Origin of the sequence: Derxia lacustris (genome assembly GCF_002105195.1) — a bacterium.
GTDB classification, from domain to species: Bacteria; Pseudomonadota; Gammaproteobacteria; order Burkholderiales; family Burkholderiaceae_E; genus Derxia; species Derxia lacustris.
Genome location: NZ_MUHU01000024.1, coordinates 26,450 through 44,926, shown reverse-complemented (window position 1 = coordinate 44,926; position 18,477 = coordinate 26,450). Strand labels below are relative to the sequence as shown.

The following is an 18,477-nucleotide window of genomic DNA, read 5'->3' as shown; positions in this document are numbered from 1 at the left end:
GACGCGTGTGGGCCGGTCAGCGTGAGTCGCGCTCGCGCGCGCGCAGGAGATCGCGCGAACGCGAATCGCCCGAGGTGGAGTCGTGCTGCGGCGCTGACGCACCGGCAGGCGAGCTGCCCGAGGCTGCGGCACGCGCCGGATCGGACTGGGTCTGGCGCATCAGCTGCTCGAGCGGCAGGTAGAGCAGCGGGCTGCTGCCACGCGTGTCGACCAGCAGCTTGGAGGTGTTCTGGTAGATCTGCTGCATCGCGTCGATGTACATGCGGTCGCGCATGACGGTGGGCGCGCGGTTGTACTCGGCCAGGATGGACTTGAAGCGCGCCGCATCGCCGGTGGCCGTCTCGACGACGCGCTGGCGATAGCCCTCGGCCTCCTGCGTGAGCCGCGACGCCGCACCGCGCGCCTTCGGGATCACGTCGTTGGCATAGGCCTGACCTTCATTGATCTGGCGCTCGCGGTCCTGGCCCGCCTTCACTGCGTCGTCGAAGGCCGACTGCACCTGTTCGGGCGGCTGGGCCTGCTGGATCGCCACGCTCTGCACAAGGATGCCGGTCTTGTAGCGGTCGAGGATGCCCTGCATCACCGAGCGCACTTCCTCGGCCACGTCGGCACGGCCCTCGTACAGCACCGAGTCCATCTTCTGGCGGCCGACCACGGCGCGCATCGAGGTTTCGGCGGCCTGCTTCACCGCGTCTTCGGGGCCGCGGTTCTGGAACACGAAGTCGGCCGCGCCATCCTCGCGGATGCGGTACTGAACGGCGAACTGGATGTCGATGATGTTCTCGTCATCGGTCAGCATCAGTGCCTCGGGCAGGATCTTGGTGCGCGCGCCGCCGCGATAGCCGACCTCGACCGTGCGCAGCTCGGCCACGTTCACCAGCTCATGCGCCTGGATCGGATACGGCAGCCGCCATTGCAGACCGGCCCGGCTCGACGTCGACGAGTACTCGCCGAAGGTGGTCGTGACCGACTGCTGACCTTCGGGAACGATGTAGAAACCGCTCGCCAGCCAGATCAGCGCCGCAGCGCCCACCGCCAGCCCGATGCCGACATTGCCGCCGACACCCGACGGGCCCGGCTGCGCCGACGGCGGTTCCGCGCCCGGCTTGCCGAACAGCGCCGAGATGCGGCGATTGACATTGCGCCAGAGCTCTTCCAGGTCGGGCGGACCGTCATCGGGGCGGCGGCCGCCCGGATCGGAGTTGTCCTGGAGGGCCAGCGAGGGCTTGCGCGAAGCGCCGGTCATAGTGAGTCGTCGGGAAGAGGTGAGGAATCGGCATCGTCGGGCAGGGCCGGATCGACGAGCCCGGAGGGACGGCTGGCATTCGCGCGCTCGGCGATGGCGGCGCGCAGCAGATCGATGCCGGCACCGGTGCGCGCGCTGAGCACGATGCGATCAACGCTGCCGGCCTCGTTGCGCGAGGCTTCGGGATCAAGCCCGGCCGCATCGGCCTTGTTGAACACGATCATCTGCGGGATGTCGGCCGCGCCGATCTCGCCGAGCACCGCGTTCACCGCCGCGATCTGCGCATGGCGCGACGGACTCGACGCATCGACCACATGCAGCAGCAGATCGGCATGCACGGTTTCTTCGAGCGTGGCCTTGAAGGCTTCGACCAGCTGGTGCGGCAGCTCGCGGATGAAGCCGACCGTGTCGGACAACACCACCTGCCCCACGCCATCGATCCAGATGCGGCGCGTGGTCGTGTCGAGCGTGGCAAACAGCTGGTCGGCGGCGTAGGCCTTGGCGCGCGTCAGCGTGTTGAACAGCGTCGACTTGCCGGCATTGGTGTAACCGATGAGCGAGACACTAAAGGTGCCGCGACGTTCACGCGCACGGCGTTGCGTGTCGCGCTGGGCCTGGAGCTTGCCGAGCTTGATGCGCAGCTGCTTGACGCGCTCGCCGATGAGTCGGCGGTCGGTTTCTAGCTGGGTTTCGCCCGGGCCGCGCAAGCCGATGCCGCCCTTTTGCCGTTCCAGGTGAGTCCAGCCGCGCACGAGACGCGTGGCCAGATGCTGGAGCTGGGCCAGCTCGACCTGGATCTTGCCTTCGTGCGACTGGGCGCGCTGGGCAAAGATGTCGAGGATGAGGCTGGTGCGGTCGATGACGCGCAGGCCGATCACCTGTTCCAGGTTGCGCTGCTGCGCCGGCGAAAGCGCATGGTTGAACATGACCAGATCGCAGTCGTCGGCGCTGGCCGCGAGACGGATCTCGTCAGCCTTGCCCGAACCCACGAAATGCTTGGGGTCGGGCGTGGAACGCTTGCCGCTGACGCGGCCGACCACCTGAGCACCAGCCGAACCGGCCAGCAGTTCGAGTTCATCGAAGGAGTCGGCGAAGTCGCTGTCGCCGAAATCGACGCCGACGATCAGGGCGCGGGCCCGGTCATCCTGCGTCGACTTGCCGGAGCGCGCGCTGCGGACCCCAAACTCGCCGATGCCGCCGGCGAGACCTTCTGCGGGAGTGATGCGTGACAACGCGTGTGCCGTCACTCGGCTTGCGGCTCGACCTGGAAGTGCACCGCGCGGGCGGGAACGACCGTGGAGATTGCGTGCTTGTAGACCATCTGGGTCACCGTGTTGCGGAGCAGCACGACGTACTGGTCGAAGGACTCGATCTGACCCTGGAGCTTGATGCCGTTCACCAGGTAGATGGCGACCGGAACGTGCTCCTTGCGCAGGGTGTTGAGGAAAGGATCTTGTAGCAGCTGGCCCTTGTTGCTCATGTGAGCTCCGATCGAGGAAATGTTGTTGTGATGTTCGCCCTCGCGTCAGGGCGCCCGGCGCACCTTACCCCAAGCGAAAGCTTCGGGGCAACTTGGGCTCCCGGGCATTCAGTGACAAGTCGTCACGATGGCGGGAAGCCCCTGATGCTCAGTCGCGCTCGCGCGAATCGAAGGGGTTGGCGGTGCTGCGGTACTCGATGCGCAGCGGCGTTCCCTCGAGCGAAAACTGCTTGCGGAAGCGCCCTTCGAGGTAACGCGTGTAGTGCGCCGGAATGTTGCCGAGCCCGGTGCCGTGCACCACCACGATGGGCGGATTCATGCCGCCCTGGTGCGCATAGCGCGGCTTGGGCCGCGACAGCCCGTGCCGCGGCGGCGCCTGATGCGCGACCGCATCCTGCAAGGCGCGCGTGAGCTTGGGCGTCGACAGCTTGCGGAACGCCGCATCGCAGGCGCCGGCGACCGACTTCATCAGTGCGCCGACGCCGCGGTTGTGCAGCGCCGAGATGAAATGCAGCTTGGCGAAGCCCATGAACTGCATCTTGCGGGCCAGCTCGCGCTTGACCCACTCGCGCTTGTCTTCGTCGAGGCCGTCCCACTTGTTGACCGCCAGCACCACCGCCCGGCCCTGCTCGATGACGAAGCCGGCGATGTGCGCATCCTGGTCCGAGATTTCCTGCTGCGCGTCGAGCATGAGCACGACCACGTTGGTGTCGGCGATGGCTTGCAGCGTCTTGACGACCGAGAACTTCTCGACCGCCTCGAACACCTTGCCGCGCCGGCGCAGGCCGGCGGTGTCGATCAGCGTGTAGGGCCGGTCGGCATGGTCGAACTCAACCTCGATCGCGTCGCGCGTGGTGCCCGGCATGTCGAAGGCGATCACGCGCTCCTCGCCGACCAGCGTGTTGATGAGCGTGCTCTTGCCGACGTTGGGCCGGCCGACGATGGCGATCTTGGTGCGACGCGGCCGCTCGGACTCGTCGACTTCCTCGTCTTCGGGGAAGGCTTCGAGCACCAGCTCGATCAGCTCGTTCACGCCATCGCCATGCGCCGACGAGATCACGCAGGGGTCGCCGAGGCCGAGCTGATGGAAATCGGCCGACAGCATGGCCGAGCGGTTGTCGCCGGTCATGCCTTCGGCCTTGTTGACCGCGACGGTGCAGCGCACGCCGCTCTTGCGCAGCCGCTCGGCGATCAGCTGGTCCTGCGGCGCGAGGCCGGCGCGGCCGTCGACGACGAACACGACCGCATCGGCCTCGGCGATGGCTTGCAGCGTCTGCTGGGCCATGGCGTGGAGGATGCCGTCCTTGGCGACCGGCTCGAAGCCGCCGGTGTCGATGACGAGATAGGGCCGCTCACCGGTGCGACCTTCACCGTAATGGCGGTCGCGGGTGAGGCCCGGCAGATCGGCGACGAGGGCGTCGCGGCTGCGCGTGAGCCGGTTGAACAGCGTTGACTTGCCGACATTGGGTCGGCCGACGATGGCGATTACAGGTTTCATTCAGCTCGGTTCATTCGGTCGCGACGGCCACCACGGCGCCGTCGGCGGTCTGCACGACGAAGCCGCGCGCGGCCGGTTCGAGCGACACGGGCGCGCTGCGGATCGCGCTGCCGTCGGTGGAAAGGCGGCCGATGAGCGTGCCCTGCTCGCGGTCGAAGAAATGCAGATAGCCGCGATAGTCGCCGGCCACCAGGCTGCGGCCCCAGGACAGCGGTGCCGCAAGGTCGCGGAACTTGAGCTTGTCGTTGGTCCACAGCAGCGTGCCGTTGTCGCGCGCAAAGGCTTGCACGACCGACTGCTCGCTCACGCCGTACACGCGGCGCACATCGGCGGCCGGGCCGGCACCGGCCGAGAAATCGCGCGCCCAGATGGTCTGGCCGTTGGCGCCGTTGAGGCAGCCGATGCGGCCCTGATAGGTGGCGCCGCAGACTTCACTGCCCTCGACCACCGGCGCGCCGACCACGTCGACCACGCGCTCCAGCTCGGTCGTGCCCTTGGCCTGCGCGATGGCCACGTCGAACACCACCTGGCCGCTGGCGATCTTGACGCCGAGCAGCCGGCCACCCGGGAAGGCGGCGAGCAGCGTGTCGCCGGCCAGCGTGATGCCCGACGGCACGCGCAGCGTCAGCGCCGGCACCGGGCGGATCAGCACCCACTTGCGCTCGCCGGTGGCGAGGTCGAGGCCGTAAAGCCGTGAATCGGACGAGCGCACGACGGCGATGCCGCCGCCGAGCACCGGCGTGCCAAGCAGCTCGGCCGGCACCGTCGCGCGCCAGCGCTGCTTGCCGGTATCGAGCGCGAAAGCGGCGACCTGCCCGTCGGGGCCGCCGACGACCACCGTGCCGTCGGCCACGCCCACGCCGGCCGAGATGCGGAAGCCCGCATCGACGCGCCAGCGCTCACGACCGCCGACCGCATCGATGCGCACCAGCCGGCCGCCGGTGGACGCGGCCACGACCGTGCCGTCGACCACCGCCGGCACCAGCGGCCAGTTGCCGTCCGAGCCGAGCTTGTCGGTCCAGAGCGTGCGCGCCGGCACGCTCGATTGAATCGCGGTCAGCTCGGCCGGCACGCGTTGCGGCGTGGAGCCGCAGGCGGCCAGACCGGCAACGAGGGCGATTGCGCAAAGACGGGAGAAGCGCGTCATCTCAAGCCTCCCCGAGCGCGTCGCGCTTGATTTCGATGATCTGGCGCAGGCCCTGGTTCTCGCGCTTGAGCGCGAGCTTTTCGAGCGCCTCGACATAGGCCTTGCGCGCCTCGGCCTTGTTGCCCTGGGCCTGATAGATGTCGCCGCGCCGGTCGGCCGCCAGCGCCTCGAACGACGCCGGAATTCCGCTCGCGATGGCCTTGAGCGCGCCGTCGTAGTCCTGCTGATCGGTCAGCACGGCCGCGAGCCGCAAGCGCGCCATCGCCGCGAATTCCTCGACCTTGGCATTGGCCACGACCCATTCGTAATGCGCCTGCGCGGCCTTGAAATCCTTGGCCGTGGCTTCGGCCTTGCCGGCCACCAGCGCGCCCATCGAGGCATAGGGCGAGCGCTTGAAGTCGGCCGTCAGGCTGCCCGACAGGCGCTTGACGTCGTCGAGCTTGCCGGCTTCGCTGGCTTGCAGCAGCTCGTCATAGACCAGCGAAGCGGCGAGCGCCTGCTGATGCTGCCAGCGCTGCCAGCCGATCCAGCCGCCGAAGGCGACCGCCGCCAGCAGGATGCCTGCGGCAATCGACTTGCCCCAGGTTTGAAACCAGGCCTTCAGCGCGTCGAGCTGTTCCTGTTCTTGGTGGTCGTATGCCATTCGAATTCGTGGGATGGATTGGAAGAAGGCGGGCGCCGGGCCCGCCGCGCGGAGCGCGAGTCTGCGCTCAGTCGTCGCGGTCGCCCGCGTTGCCGAAGCCGAACACCTCCAGCATGCGCAGCGGCAGGTGCGATACCGGCATGCGCTCCTGGCTGCCGGCGCCCTCGCCGGTCTCGTCGCGCATGTGCTTGAGCGTGACCTCGTTCTTGGCCACCTCGTCCTCGCCGAGGATGACGGCGAAGGCCGCGCCGGCAGCATCGGCCTTCTTCATCTGCGACTTGAAGCTGCCTTCGCCGGCATGCACCAGCACCTCGATGCCCTGGTCGCGCAGCAGTTCGGCCACCTGCACGCCGAGCTGCTGGGCGCCCTCGCCCGAATGCACCACATAGACGTCGACGCCTTCCTTCGCCTCGACATTGCCGTCGCGCAGCAATTCGAGGATGCGCTCGACGCCCATCGCGAAGCCGCAGGCCGGCGTCGGCTTGCCGCCGAGCAGCTCGATCAGGCCGTCATAGCGGCCGCCGCCGCAGATCGTGCCCTGGGCGCCAAGCCGCGTGGTCACCCACTCGAACACGGTGAGGTTGTAGTAGTCGAGCCCGCGCACCAGCTTGGGATTCACCTCGAACTGGATGCCGCGCATCTTGAGCAGCCGCTTGAGCTGGTCGAAATGCAGCCTGGATTCGGCGCCAAGGTAGTCGAGCAGCTTGGGCGCGGCATTGGCCACTTCCTGCACCGCCGGGTTCTTGGAGTCGAGCACGCGCAGCGGATTGCTGTGCAGGCGGCGCTTGCTTTCCTCGTCCAGCACCTCGGCATGCGCCTCAAGGTAGGCGATGAGATCGGCGCGGTGCCGCGCGCGCTCCTCGGCATTGCCGAGCGAATTGATCTGCAATTGCACGTCGCGGATGTCGAGCTCTTCCCACAGCCGCGCGCACATGTAGATGAGTTCGGCGTCCACGTCGGGGCCGCCAAAGCCGAGCGCCTCGGCGCCCACTTGGTGGAACTGGCGGTAGCGCCCGCGCTGCGGCCGCTCGTGGCGGAACATCGGGCCGGTGTACCAGAGCCGCTTGCCGCCGTCATACGTCAGGTTGTGCTCGATGGCGGCGCGGCAGGCCGAAGCCGTGCCTTCGGGGCGCAGCGACAGCGGTTCGCCGTTGAGCGAGTCGGTGAAGCTGTACATCTCCTTCTCGACGATGTCGGTGTGCTCACCGACGCCACGCTTGAACAGCGGCGTGTACTCGACGATGGGCGTGCGCAGCTGGCGGTAGCCGTAGGCGCGCATCAGGCCGCGCACCGTGTCCTCGAAGTAGTCCCACAGCGGCGCATCCTTCGGGAGGATGTCGTTCATCCCCTTGACCGCGCCGAGCTTTTCGATTTTTGACATGAGCATTCTTTCGTGAACGGCCCGCGCGCCGTTCACGGCCGCAGGCACGGAGCGTCAGGCGTGGTGGCCGGGCGCCGCATAGCGCCGCGCCACATAGGTTTCGACCAGGGCCTGGAAGTCTTCGGCGATGCGCTCGCCCTTGAGCGTGACATCGCGCTGGCCGTCGATGAACACCGGCGCGACCGGGTCCTCGCCCGAGCCCGGCAGCGAGATGCCGATGTCGGCGTGCTTGCTTTCGCCCGGCCCGTTGACGACGCAGCCCATCACGGCCACATGCATGTTTTCCACGCCCGGATGGCGCAGCTTCCACACCGGCATCTGGTCGCGCAGATAGCGCTGGATCTTGTCGGCCAGCTCCTGGAAAAAGGTGCTGGTGGTGCGGCCACAGCCCGGGCAGGCGATGACCAGCGGCGCGAAAGCGCGCAGGCCCATCGTCTGGAGCAGCTCCTGCGCGACCACCACTTCCTTCGTGCGGTCGCCGCCCGGCTCGGGCGTGAGCGAGATGCGGATCGTGTCGCCGATGCCTTCCTGCAGCAGCACGCCGATCGCCGCGCTCGACGCGACGATGCCCTTGCTGCCCATGCCGGCCTCGGTCAGGCCCAGGTGCAGCGGATAGTCGCAGCGCGCCGCAAGCATGCGGTACACGGTGATGAGGTCCTGCACGCCCGAGACCTTGGCGCTCAGCACGATGCGGTCGCGACCGAGCCCGATTTCCTCGGCGCGCTCGGCATTCTCGATGGCCGAGGTGACCAGCGCCTCATGCATCACCGATTGCGCGCTCCACGGCTCGGCGCGGCGCGAGTTCTCGTCCATCAGCCGCGCCATCACTTCCTGGTCGAGCGAGCCCCAGTTGACGCCGATGCGCACCGGCTTGTCGTGCCGGCAGGCGGCTTCGATCATCGCCACGAAGCGCTCGTCGCGGCGCTCGCCGCGGCCGACGTTGCCGGGGTTGATGCGGTACTTGGACAGCGCCTCGGCGCAGGCCGGGTAGTCGGTGAGCAGCTTGTGGCCGTTGAAGTGGAAATCGCCCACCAGCGGCACATCGATGCCCATGCGGTCGAGCTGCTCGCGGATCGCCGGCACGGCGGCGGCGGCCTCGGGCGAGTTGACCGTGATGCGCACTACCTCGGAGCCGGCCTGGGCCAGCGCCTTGATCTGGATCGCGGTGCCGATGGCGTCGGCGGTGTCGGTGTTGGTCATCGACTGCACCATCACCGGCGCACCGCCGCCCACCGCCACCACGCGCTCGCCCCAGCGCACTTCCACGCGCCGCGAGGCACGCCGCGCGGCCGGGCCGTGATGCAAGGGAACGGAGCCGAAAGCGGGATCGCGCTGGTTCATTGCCTTGCCTCCGGAGGATAGGTGAAGCGGGCGACATTGCCGCTGCTGAACGGTGCGAGATCGACATTGCGGCCATCGACCGCGAAGCGCGTGCCCGGCACGTTGCCGATGATGATCTTGAACGGCGGCCTGCCTTCGGCGTTGACGCTGGCGCCAGCCGCGCTCACGCCGGTGGAGACGATCTTGCCGCTGGCGTCGCGGATTTCGATCCAGGTCTCGCGCTCGAAGTCGAGCTTGAGGCGGGAGGCGCCGGCGGCAGCGGACGCAGCTGCGACAGGCGTGGCTTGCGGCGCAGCGGACGGCGGTGCGCTGGCCGGCGCGGGCGAAACGGTCGGTGCCGGCGAAACGGCCGGCGGCGTGGCCGGCGCCGCGACGACAGGCGCCGCCGCAGCGGGCGCCGGGCCGGCCACAGACTGCGGCGCCACGCCGGTCGACGCACCCGAAGGCGTCGCGCCCGGCGCAGTTGCAGACGAAGCCGCCGGCGCGACCGGCACCGATTGCAGCGGCACCGGCGCCGTCAGCTGACCCGGCACGACCGGCGCCGTCGGCACGGAAGCCGCGCCCGTTGCCGGCGCAGCATCCGCGTCGGCGGTGGCCGGCGCCGCTTCCGGCGCCGGCTCCGCCGCAGACGGAGTGGCGCCCGACGGCGGATCGGCCGCCGGCTGCGCCGCCAGCCCGTTGGCCGCCTCGCGCGCCGAAATCCAGCCAGCGAGATTGGTCTTGGGCAAGGCAATGGCCAGCGCCACCAGCAGCGCCGCCACCAGTCCCCAGGTCAGCCACCAGCCCAGGCCGTTGAGCCCGCGCCGACCCAGGCCGACCGGCCGCCCGACGCTCGCCACGCCCGTGAGCTGGCCCGGCGACACCTCGATGCGCGGCAGTTCGGCCAGCAGCGGCGCGCTGTCGATGTCGACCGCCTTGGCATAGGCCCGCACAAAGCCGCGCAGGATGGCCGGCGTGTGAAAGCTGGCCCAGTTCCCGGCCTCGATCGCCTCGACCTGGCGCGCCGACACCTTGATGCGCTGCGCCAGCTGCTCGACCGTGAGCTGGCGCGCCGCCCGTGCCCGCGCCAGCACGGTGCCGGCATGGCTCGCGGTCGGCGTGGCGCTGGCGGCCGTTGCCGCGTCCGCTTCGGCAGGTGCCGGATCGGTCGTGCCGGGGCGGGTCGCCACATCGAGCGCACGCTCGTCGGCGGGCAGGGCTCCGGATGGCTCATTCATTGAAATCGCCTCGCTGAAAGGCCGCGTACTCGGGCGAATCGGGGAACTGGCGGCGCAATTGCGACAGCACCAGCGCCTCGGAATCGCGGTCGTGGCGCGCATGCTCGATGCGCACTTCGAGCCACAGCGATTCGGCGGTCGGCGTGATCTGCCGGTTCAGCCGCTGGGCATAGAAGCGGGCGCGATCAAGATCGCCAAGCCGCAAATAGGTACGCGACAGATGGAACATGGTCGTGGCATTGCCCGGCTCGGCGTCGAACGAGCGTTGCAGGTAGCTGCGCGCGAGCGGGTAGTCGGCCAGACGGTAGGCGCAGATGCCGGCACTGCGGGCCGGCACCGACGGCGTCGGGTAGAGCGGGTTCTTGAGCGCCGCGTCGAAATAGGCGAAGGACTGCTTCTCGCGCCCGCCGCGGCACAGGAACCAGCCGTAGTTGTTGTTGATCGCCGAGTCGTTGGGCGCGATGCGCAGCGCGCGCGCGAAGTTTTCCTCGGCCTTTTCGCGCTCGCCGATGTTCATGTAGACCAGGCCGTACAGGCTGTAGGTCTCGGCATAGGTCGGATCGGCGGCGGCGGCGTTCTTCAGCTCGGCCAGCGCCACTTCGAGCTTGCCTTCGGCGTAGTAGTTGGCGGCCAGCTCCACGCGGATTTGCGCGCGCTTGCGGGCATCGGCCGGCTTGCCGGCACCGACGATTTCGGTGCTGTCGCTGTCCGAGGTCACATCGGTGGGCGCGGACCGCTGGGTCACGCAGGCGGAAAGCAGGAACAGCAGGGCTAGCGCAGCGCCGGCATAGCGCATGGACGATTCCTGTCAGGAGCGACCCGGCCGTGCCGGCGCGGACCGCGCCGCCGACCGGACCACGTCGATCGGCACGAAGGCGCCGCGCTCGGCGAGCCGGGTGCGGTCGCGCACGTCGCCGGCCAGCTGGCCACAGGCGGCATCGATGTCGTCGCCGCGCGTCTTGCGGATGGTGGTGACGATGCCGGCCTCGATGAGCACGCCGGCAAACGCCTTGATGCGCTCCATCGGCGTGCGGCCGAGGCCGGATTCGGGAAACGGATTGAACGGGATCAGGTTGAACTTGCACGACACGTCATGCGCGCGCACCAGCGCCAGCAGCTCGCGGGCGTGCTCCACGCGGTCGTTCACGCCGTCGAGCATCACGTACTCGAAGGTGATGAAGTCGCGCGGCGCATGCGCCAGATAGCGATGGCAGGCGGCCATCAGTTCGGCCAGCGGGTACTTGACATTGAGCGGCACCAGCACGTCGCGCAGCTTGTCGTTGCTGGCGTGCAGCGAGACGGCCAGCGCCACCGGCAGATCGGTGCCGAGCCGGTCGATGAAGGGCACGACGCCCGACGTGGACAGCGTGACGCGGCGCCGGCTGAGGCCGTAGGCGTCGTCGTCGAGCATCAGCCGCATCGCGGCGACCGAGGCCTCGTAATTGAGCAGCGGCTCGCCCATGCCCATCAGCACCACATTGCTGATGACGCGCTCGCCTTCGGGCCGGCCGAGCGACCGGCGCAGCTCGCGCTCGGCAAACCAGAGCTGGCCGATGATCTCGCCCGTGCTCAGGTTGCGGCTGAAGCCCTGCTTGCCGGTGGAACAAAAGCGGCAGTTGACCGCGCAACCGGCCTGGGTGCTGACGCAGAGCGTGCCGCGATCGTCCTCGGGGATGAACACCGATTCGACCGCATCGCCGTTGCCCACGTCGAACAGCCACTTGCGCGTGCCGTCGGCCGATTCGTGATCGCGGATCGGCTGCGGCGCGCGGATTTCGGCGAGCTCGGGCAGCTTGGCCCGGAAGCTCTTGGCCAGATCGGTCATCGCGTCGAAATCGGCGGCACCGCTGCGATGGATCCAGCGCTGCAACTGGCGCGCACGGAAAGGCTTCTCGCCGAGGCTGGCGACGAAGCTTTCAAGCCCAGCCCGATCGAGATCGAGCAGATTGATGCGGCTCATTCCGTGTGCGCTCTGGTTGCGGTTCAGCGCGAGTAGACGTTGAGCGCCGGGAAGTAGTAGGCGATCTCGACGGCAGCCGTTTCGGGCGCGTCCGAGCCGTGCACGGCGTTCGCGTCGATGCTTTCGGCGAAGTCGGCGCGGATGGTGCCAGGGGCAGCCTTCTTCGGATCGGTCGCGCCCATCAGGTCGCGGTTCTTGAGGATGGCGCCTTCGCCTTCGAGCACTTGCACGAACACCGGGCCCGAGATCATGAAATCGACCAGGTCCTTGAAGAAGGGACGTTCCTTGTGCACGGCGTAGAAGCCTTCGGCTTCGGCGCGCGACAGTTGCGTGAGGCGGGCAGCGACGACCTTCAGGCCGGCTTCTTCGAAGCGGGAGACGATCTTGCCGATCACGTTCTTGGCAACGGCGTCGGGTTTGATGATCGAGAGGGTGCGTTCAATCGCCATTTGCAGGGCTCCGGGGACGTACGGGAGTACGGTGGTTGAATGATTTTGAATGCATTGCGCGACCGCAACGCGAAGTCCGCGATTCTAACATGCGGATTTTGAAAGGATTTTCCGTCCGGCAAGACAGTTTCGAGGCGCGGGGGTTTCAACCGTCACCGGCCGATACCGGTGCGCACATGCACGTCACGCTGGCCGCGCAGCCACTGATGCAAAATCCGTGTAACGCGGTTCCTGTCTTGCCGCTTTCACTTTCAGGAGTTCGACCATGATCCGTGGTTCCGACCGACCCATCTTCGGCGACGACGCCATCGATGCGCGCTGGGCCGCCCCCAGCGCCGACCAGCGCCAGCGCGTGCTGCGCAATACCTATGCCCTGCTCGCGCTGTCGATGCTGCCGACGATCGCCGGCGCCTTCATCGGCCTTCAGTTCAATCTGGGCGGGCTGTTCCGCGGCTGGGCCGGCGCGCTGGTGTTCATGGCGGTCGCCTTCGGCTTCTTTTTCGCCATCGAGAAGTTCAAGAACTCGGGCATCGGCGTGGCGCTGCTGCTCGGCTTCACCGGCTTCATGGGCGTGATGCTGAGCGGCCTGCTGTCGGTGGCGCTGCGGTTTTCCAACGGCCCGCAGATGATCGGCATGACGGCCGGCGGCACCGCGATCCTGTTCTTCCTGCTTGCGGGCTATGCCACCACCACCAAGCGCGACCTGTCGAACATGGGCAAGTTCCTGTTCGTGGGGCTGGTGATGCTGATCGTGGCGATGCTGGCCAACCTGTTCTTCCAGCTGCCGGCGCTGCAACTCGCGCTCGTCACCATCTCGTTCGCGATCTTTGCCGGCTTTCTGGTGTTCGACCTGAACCGCATCGTGAGCGGCGGCGAGACCAACTACGTCACCGCCACCCTCGCCGTCTACCTCGACCTGTACAACATGTTCACCAGCCTGCTTCAGCTGGTGATGGCCTTCACCGGTCAGCGCGACGAGTAAGCCGCTTCAAGCCGATGGCGGGATGAACACCGCCATCGACTCCACATGCGAGGTGTGCGGGAACATGTTGACCACGCCCGCCGCCTCCAGCTTGAACCCGCCTTCGTGCACCAGCACCGCCGCGTCGCGCGCGAGCGTGGACGGGTTGCAGCTCACATAGACGATCCGCTTCGGCAGCAGGGCATGGTCGCCACGCTGGGCCAGCGCCGCGAGCGCCTGCGACACGGCCAATGCGCCTTCGCGCGGCGGGTCGATGAGCCAGCGGTCGAAATGGCCCCAGCTCGCCACTTCGTCGGGCGTCACTTCAAACAGGTTGCGCGCCGCGAACGTGGCATTGCCGATGCCGTTGAAGACGGCGTTCTGGCCGGCTCGCGCCACCAGCGTCTCGCTACCCTCGATGCCATGCACCGCGCCACCGCGCCGCGCCAGCGGCAGCGTGAAATTGCCGATGCCGCAGAACAGATCGAGCAGCCGCTCGCCCGGTTGCGGCGCCAGCAGCGCCAGCGCCTGGCTCACCAGCACGCGGTTGATGCGGTGGTTCACCTGGGTGAAATCGGTCGGGCGGAACGGCATGACCACGCCGAACTCGGGCAGCGCATAGGTGAGCGCCGGCGCCACGTCCTGCGGCGGATGGAAGGGCTGGACCGTGTCCGGCCCCTTGGGCTGAAGCCAGATCTGCACGCCGTGCTCGTCGGCGAAGGCGCGCAGCAGCTGTTCGTCGGCCGGCGTGAGCTGCTCCAGGACGCGGAACACCAGCACGGTCACATCGGCGCCCTGGGCGTACTCGATCTGCGGCATGCGGTCTGGCCGCGACAGGCCGTCGACCAGCGCGCGCAGCGGCAGCAGCAGCGCCGACACATGCGGCGGCAGCACATGGCATTCGCCCATGTCGACCACGAAGCTCGACTTGCGCTCGCGGAAACCCACCAGCACGCCGCCCTTCTTGGCCACATGGCGCACCGACAGCCGCGCGCGGAAGCGATAGCCCCAGTCCGGCCCCTGGATCGGCCGCAGCACCAGCTCGGGCCGCAGCTTGCCGATGTGCGCGAAGTTGTCTTCGAGCACCCGCTGCTTGATGGCGAGCTGGGCCGCCGGATCGAGATGCTGCATCGAGCAGCCACCGCAATCGCCGAAATGCGGGCAGCGCGGCTTGACCCGCGACGCGCTGGCGCGCAGCACCTCGGTGGTGTTGGCGAATTCATAGCTGCGCCGGCGCCGGTAGCTGTGATAGCGCACGCGCTCGCCGGGCAAGGCGCCGTCGACGAAGATGACCTTGCCGCCCGACGTGCCGTTCTCGCTCGGCAGCCGGCCCACGCCGCGCGCGTCGATGTCGATCGATTCGATGTCGAGGATGCCGGGCGGCAGGCTCGGTGCCGGGCTGGTGGCGAGCGGCGCGCTCAGCGCATCGGTCGGCTCGGCGCCGCTGCCCTCGGGACCGGATTCAACGTGGCCCTGCGGCGCGCCGTCGGTCGAGAAATCAGTCACTTCCATGCTTCCAGATATTCCTTCCAGTGCTCGTTGCCGTCCTTCGGCGCCAGCGCGGCGAGGGTGTCGCGGGCCAGCGCGATTTCGGCGTCATAGGCGTCGCGGTTCAGCTCGCCGCGCATCAGGCGGAAGCGGCAGTACACGAGCCAGGTGTTCATCACATCGGTTTCGCAATAGGCGCGGATGCCGGGCAGGCCGCCGGCGCTGTAGCTGTCCCAGACCTTGCCGCCGTCCATGCCGAGCTTGCCGGGGAAGCCGCAGAGCTTGGCCAGATCGTCGAGCGGCGCATTGGCGCGGCCGCCGAACATCGCGAGCACATCCATCAGGTCGAGATGGCGCGTGTGATAGCGGCTCAGGTAGTTGTTCCACTTGAACTCGCGGTCGTCGTCGCCCCAGTCCCAGTAGCGCGGCGCGGCGATGCCGTGCACCAGCGCGCGGTAATGCAGTACCGGCAGGTCGAAGCCGCCGCCATTCCAGCTCACGAGTTGGGGCGTGGAGCGCTCGATGATGTCGAAGAACTCTGCGACGAGGCTGGCTTCGTCGCTGTCGACGCTGCCGAGCGAACGCACGCGCAGGCTCTTGTCGGTGCGCAGCACGCAGCTGATGGCGCAGATGCGGTGCAGGTGATGGCGCAGAAAGTCGCTGCCGTTCTTCTCGCGCTGCTCGGCGAAGGCGCGTTCGGCGATGGCGGCATCGTCGCCGTCCCAGCCTTCCTCGCCGGCATGCAGGCGGCGCAGGCCTTCGCAGTCGGGGATGGTCTCGATGTCGAAGACGAGTATCGGCGTCATGCCCTCTCCCCTGCCTTGGCCGTGAATCCCGCGCTCAGCGCGCGGGCAGGAACCTGGTCGGATCGACCGGCTTGCCCTGACGGCGGATTTCGAAATGCAGCTTGGGGCGGTCGCTGTCGGAGTTGCCCAGCTCGGCGATCTTCTGGCCGCGCTTCACGCTGTCGCCGTACTGGGCGATGAGCTTGCTGTTGTGCGCGTAGGCCGAGAGGTAGTTGTCGTTGTGCTTGACGATGAGCAGCTGGCCATAGCCGCGCAGACCGTTGCCGGCATAGACGACCTTGCCGTCGCTGGCCGCGAGCACCGGATCGCCGATGGCGCCGCCGAGGTCGAGCCCCTTGTTGCGCGCCTCGTCGAAGCCTTCGATGACGCGGCCGCCGGTCGGCCAGGCCCAGGTGATCGGGCCGTCGTCGCTGGCGGCGGGCTTGGGTGCGTCGGTGGCGGGCGCGGGCTTGGCGGCTTCGGGCGGCTTGGCGGTGTCGGCCGGCTTGGCTGGCGCGGCGTCGGCAGGCGGCCTGGTCGCGGGCTTGGCGGCGTCGCCGAGCGGCCGGTTTTCGAGCGGCGCGCCAATGACGACCGGCGTCGCCACGGCCGGCACGCCTGCGGCCGGGCTCGCGCCCTCGGCCGGATCGATGCGCAGCGTCTGGCCGACGATGATGCGATCCGGGCTTTCGAGCTGGTTGAGCGCGGCGATGTCGCGGTAGTCCTTGCCGTGCTCGACCGCGATCTTGTAGAGCGTGTCGCCCTTGCGCACCACATAGCTGCGCGGCGCGCCGGTATAGCCGGCTGCGCCACCGGCGCTGACGATCGGCGCCGAACCCGAACTGGCGGTCGCGGCAGCGCCGGCAGATGCGGAAGCGGACGAGCGATCGACGATGGGCGCCTGGCGCTGCGGGCTGGAACAGGCGGCCAGCAGGCCGAGCAGGAGTGCCGTGAACGACAGGCGGAGACGGGACTTCGGGGGCAGGCTGAGGAGGGATTTGGGCATCGTTCTAGGTCGTGCCGGATCGAAGCGGCACGAAGTGTACGTCATCGGCTTCGGCCCTCTGCCACTCGTTCCGGGCGGTCCGGTCGATGACGACGAGGCGCTGGCGACCGTCGCCGCGCGCCACCGGCGCCACCAGTCGACCGCCCAGGCGCAGCTGGTCGAGCAGGGCCTGCGGGAGTTCAAAACCGGCCGCCGCGATGACGATGCCGTCGAACGGCCCCTCATGCGGCAGACCGACACGGCCATCGCCGAAATGCAGCCGCACATTGGCCAGCCGCAGCGGCCGCAGCCGGGTGCGCGCCAGTTCGTGCAGCGCACGGATGCGCTCGATGGAAAACACCATCTCGGCCAGCTGCCCGAGCACCGCCGCCTGATAGCCGCAGCCGGTACCCACCTCCAGCACCCGCTCCAGCCGCTGCGCCGGCGCGCGGCCGTTGCGCATCAGCTCCAGCATGCGGCCGACAGTGAAGGGTTGGGAGATGGTCTGCTCATGGCCGATCGGCAACGCGCTGTCGTCATAGGCACGGCTGGCCAGCGCGGCATCGACGAAGGCATCGCGCGGAATGCTGCGCAGCGCGCCGAGCACGGCGGCGTCCTGCAGGCCACGCGCGGCCAGATCGCGCACCAGTCGTTCGCGGCGCGCCTGCATCGAATCGCCGGTGCCGCGCGGCCCGGTCGGGCGCTGGGCCGCCAACGGCGGCGCCATGCCCACGGCAGACGCCTGGGCGATCGGATGGCCGGCCGGCCGCGTGGGCGGCGCCGGACGCGCGGGCGGCGCGATGCCGGGACGCACCGGCGCCGGCGCGGGAGCCCGGCTCGCCGGCTCGGCCGCTGCGCGGGTCGACGGCTTCTCGCTCTTGTCGATCAGCTTTTGCGCGATGCCGTAGCGCGGCGCCACACCGTCGAGGTGATGACCGGGCGGCAGCGGCGCAATCCACTTGGGCGGCTTGCGATCGCTCATGCGCCCAGCCAGTCGCGCAGGCCGTCGAGCCGGGCCGTGTGCGTAAGGTCGTGATGCAGCGGCGTGATCGACACGCTGCCCTGCGCCACCGCATGAAAGTCGGTGCCCGGCCCGGCCTCGCGCTCACCGCCCACCGCGCCGATGCGAAACATGATCCGGCCGTCCACATCGCGCTCGCGCAGCACCGGCTCGGATGAATGGCGCTTGCCAAGCCGGGTCACCTCGCAACGGGCCAGATCGGCCGCGAGCGGGAAATTCACGCTGAGCAGAAACGGTGCGGCCAGCGGCTGGCGCAACTGGCGCCGAACGAGCTGGGCCGCCACCTCGGCCGCGCGGTCGAGCCCGGCCCAATCCCGGGTGCAGAGCGAGAAGGCGATCGCCGGCAGACCGAACAGATAAGCCTCCATCGCCGCCGCTACCGTGCCGGAATACATCGTGTCGTCGCCCAGATTGGCGCCGTTGTTGATGCCCGAAACCACCAGATCGGGCGGCGCATCGAGCAGTCCGCCGGTCAGCGCCACATGCACGCAGTCGGTCGGCGTGCCGTCGACGTGATGCACGCGCGCCGAGGTTTCGGTCAGCCGCAGCGGCCGATCAAGCGTGAGCGAATGCGACGCGCCACTGCGATTGCGATCAGGCGCCACGACGATGACATCGGCAAACGCCCCGAGCGCCGCCGCGAGCGCCTCGATACCCGGCGCCGAGTAACCGTCATCGTTGCTGACGAGGATGCGCATGAGGCAGATCCGATGGCATGCGGCCAAGCCGCTCTTGGTTGGGACTAACGACGGCGCGGCGCAATCAGGCCGCCGATCGGCTCGCAGAGCTGCGAGCCGCACAAACAAAAACGGCCGGGCTGCTTTCGCAACCCGGCCATCTTGCCCGGTCTTGATGAATGTCGGCGAGCCGGACTT

General features: G+C 68.7%; 18 protein-coding genes. 1 reads left to right on the top strand and 17 read right to left on the bottom strand.

The genetic code is table 11. The features are described 5' to 3' along the window. Positions 1-16 precede the first annotated feature (16 nt). The 12 genes from hflK to ndk form a co-directional block, all read right to left on the bottom strand. Complete coding sequence (gene hflK, locus B9P64_RS16000; protein WP_085315055.1) at positions 17-1,246, bottom strand: FtsH protease activity modulator HflK; 1,230 nt, start codon at positions 1,244-1,246, stop codon at positions 17-19. Beyond that, positions 1,243-2,373 carry a GTPase HflX gene (gene hflX, locus B9P64_RS15995; protein WP_235839891.1) on the bottom strand — a complete coding sequence of 377 codons (1,131 nt, stop codon included), beginning with the start codon at positions 2,371-2,373 and terminating at the stop codon, positions 1,243-1,245. The genes hflK and hflX overlap by 4 nt, the downstream gene beginning before the upstream one ends. Positions 2,374-2,489: 116 nt before the next feature. After that, positions 2,490-2,726 carry an RNA chaperone Hfq gene (gene hfq, locus B9P64_RS15990; protein WP_085315054.1) on the bottom strand — a complete coding sequence of 79 codons (237 nt, stop codon included), beginning with the start codon at positions 2,724-2,726 and terminating at the stop codon, positions 2,490-2,492. A 148-nt stretch (positions 2,727-2,874) separates the two neighbouring features. Next, positions 2,875-4,224 (bottom strand): ribosome biogenesis GTPase Der, encoded by a 1,350-nt coding sequence (der, locus tag B9P64_RS15985; protein ID WP_085315053.1) that lies wholly within the window; start codon positions 4,222-4,224, stop codon positions 2,875-2,877. Positions 4,225-4,234: 10 nt separating this feature from the next. Beyond that, positions 4,235-5,371 (bottom strand): outer membrane protein assembly factor BamB, encoded by a 1,137-nt coding sequence (gene bamB, locus B9P64_RS15980; RefSeq protein ID WP_176256719.1) that lies wholly within the window; start codon positions 5,369-5,371, stop codon positions 4,235-4,237. 1 nt (position 5,372) lies between these two features. Beyond that, on the bottom strand, positions 5,373-6,014 hold the full coding sequence (locus tag B9P64_RS15975; RefSeq protein WP_085315051.1) for a YfgM family protein: 642 nt from the start codon (positions 6,012-6,014) through the stop codon (positions 5,373-5,375). A 67-nt stretch (positions 6,015-6,081) separates the two neighbouring features. Beyond that, on the bottom strand, positions 6,082-7,401 hold the full coding sequence (hisS, locus tag B9P64_RS15970) for a histidine--tRNA ligase (RefSeq protein ID WP_407919675.1): 1,320 nt from the start codon (positions 7,399-7,401) through the stop codon (positions 6,082-6,084). Between the two features lie 48 nt (positions 7,402-7,449). Further along, positions 7,450-8,736, bottom strand: a complete 1,287-nt coding sequence (gene ispG / locus B9P64_RS15965; protein WP_085315050.1) for a flavodoxin-dependent (E)-4-hydroxy-3-methylbut-2-enyl-diphosphate synthase — start codon at positions 8,734-8,736, stop codon at positions 7,450-7,452. Next, the gene (locus tag B9P64_RS24525) at positions 8,733-9,953 is read right to left on the bottom strand and encodes a RodZ domain-containing protein (RefSeq protein WP_176256718.1); all 1,221 of its coding nucleotides are present in this window, start codon (positions 9,951-9,953) and stop codon (positions 8,733-8,735) included. Before B9P64_RS24525 ends, ispG begins: the two co-directional genes overlap by 4 nt. Then, positions 9,946-10,749, bottom strand: coding sequence for a type IV pilus biogenesis/stability protein PilW (gene pilW, locus B9P64_RS15945; RefSeq protein WP_085315047.1), 804 nt, complete (start codon positions 10,747-10,749; stop codon positions 9,946-9,948). Before pilW ends, B9P64_RS24525 begins: the two co-directional genes overlap by 8 nt. Positions 10,750-10,761: 12 nt before the next feature. Further along, complete coding sequence (rlmN, locus tag B9P64_RS15940) at positions 10,762-11,913, bottom strand: 23S rRNA (adenine(2503)-C(2))-methyltransferase RlmN (protein WP_085315046.1); 1,152 nt, start codon at positions 11,911-11,913, stop codon at positions 10,762-10,764. 23 nt (positions 11,914-11,936) lie between these two features. After that, complete coding sequence (gene ndk, locus B9P64_RS15935) at positions 11,937-12,362, bottom strand: nucleoside-diphosphate kinase (RefSeq protein ID WP_085315045.1); 426 nt, start codon at positions 12,360-12,362, stop codon at positions 11,937-11,939. Positions 12,363-12,627: 265 nt separating this feature from the next. Between ndk and B9P64_RS15930 the strand changes: the two genes are divergently transcribed. Further along, complete coding sequence (locus B9P64_RS15930) at positions 12,628-13,344, top strand: Bax inhibitor-1/YccA family protein (protein ID WP_085315044.1); 717 nt, start codon at positions 12,628-12,630, stop codon at positions 13,342-13,344. A 6-nt stretch (positions 13,345-13,350) separates the two neighbouring features. Here B9P64_RS15930 and rlmD read toward each other — a convergent pair whose 3' ends face one another. Genes rlmD through surE form a run of 5 tightly spaced genes read right to left on the bottom strand, consistent with a single transcriptional unit; the run spans position 13,351 to position 18,300 of the window. Further along, a complete protein-coding gene (gene rlmD / locus B9P64_RS15925) occupies positions 13,351-14,835 on the bottom strand; it encodes a 23S rRNA (uracil(1939)-C(5))-methyltransferase RlmD (protein ID WP_085315043.1) in 1,485 nt (494 codons plus the stop codon). Continuing rightward, the gene (locus B9P64_RS15920) at positions 14,826-15,617 is read right to left on the bottom strand and encodes a 3'-5' exonuclease (RefSeq protein ID WP_085315042.1); all 792 of its coding nucleotides are present in this window, start codon (positions 15,615-15,617) and stop codon (positions 14,826-14,828) included. The genes rlmD and B9P64_RS15920 overlap by 10 nt, the downstream gene beginning before the upstream one ends. A gap of 34 nt (positions 15,618-15,651) precedes the next feature. Next, positions 15,652-16,602, bottom strand: a complete 951-nt coding sequence (locus B9P64_RS15915) for a peptidoglycan DD-metalloendopeptidase family protein (protein WP_085315041.1) — start codon at positions 16,600-16,602, stop codon at positions 15,652-15,654. A gap of 4 nt (positions 16,603-16,606) precedes the next feature. Beyond that, positions 16,607-17,563 carry a protein-L-isoaspartate(D-aspartate) O-methyltransferase gene (locus B9P64_RS15910; protein ID WP_085315040.1) on the bottom strand — a complete coding sequence of 319 codons (957 nt, stop codon included), beginning with the start codon at positions 17,561-17,563 and terminating at the stop codon, positions 16,607-16,609. Continuing rightward, complete coding sequence (gene surE, locus B9P64_RS15905) at positions 17,560-18,300, bottom strand: 5'/3'-nucleotidase SurE (protein WP_176256717.1); 741 nt, start codon at positions 18,298-18,300, stop codon at positions 17,560-17,562. Before surE ends, B9P64_RS15910 begins: the two co-directional genes overlap by 4 nt. Between the last annotated feature and the right edge of the window lie 177 nt (positions 18,301-18,477).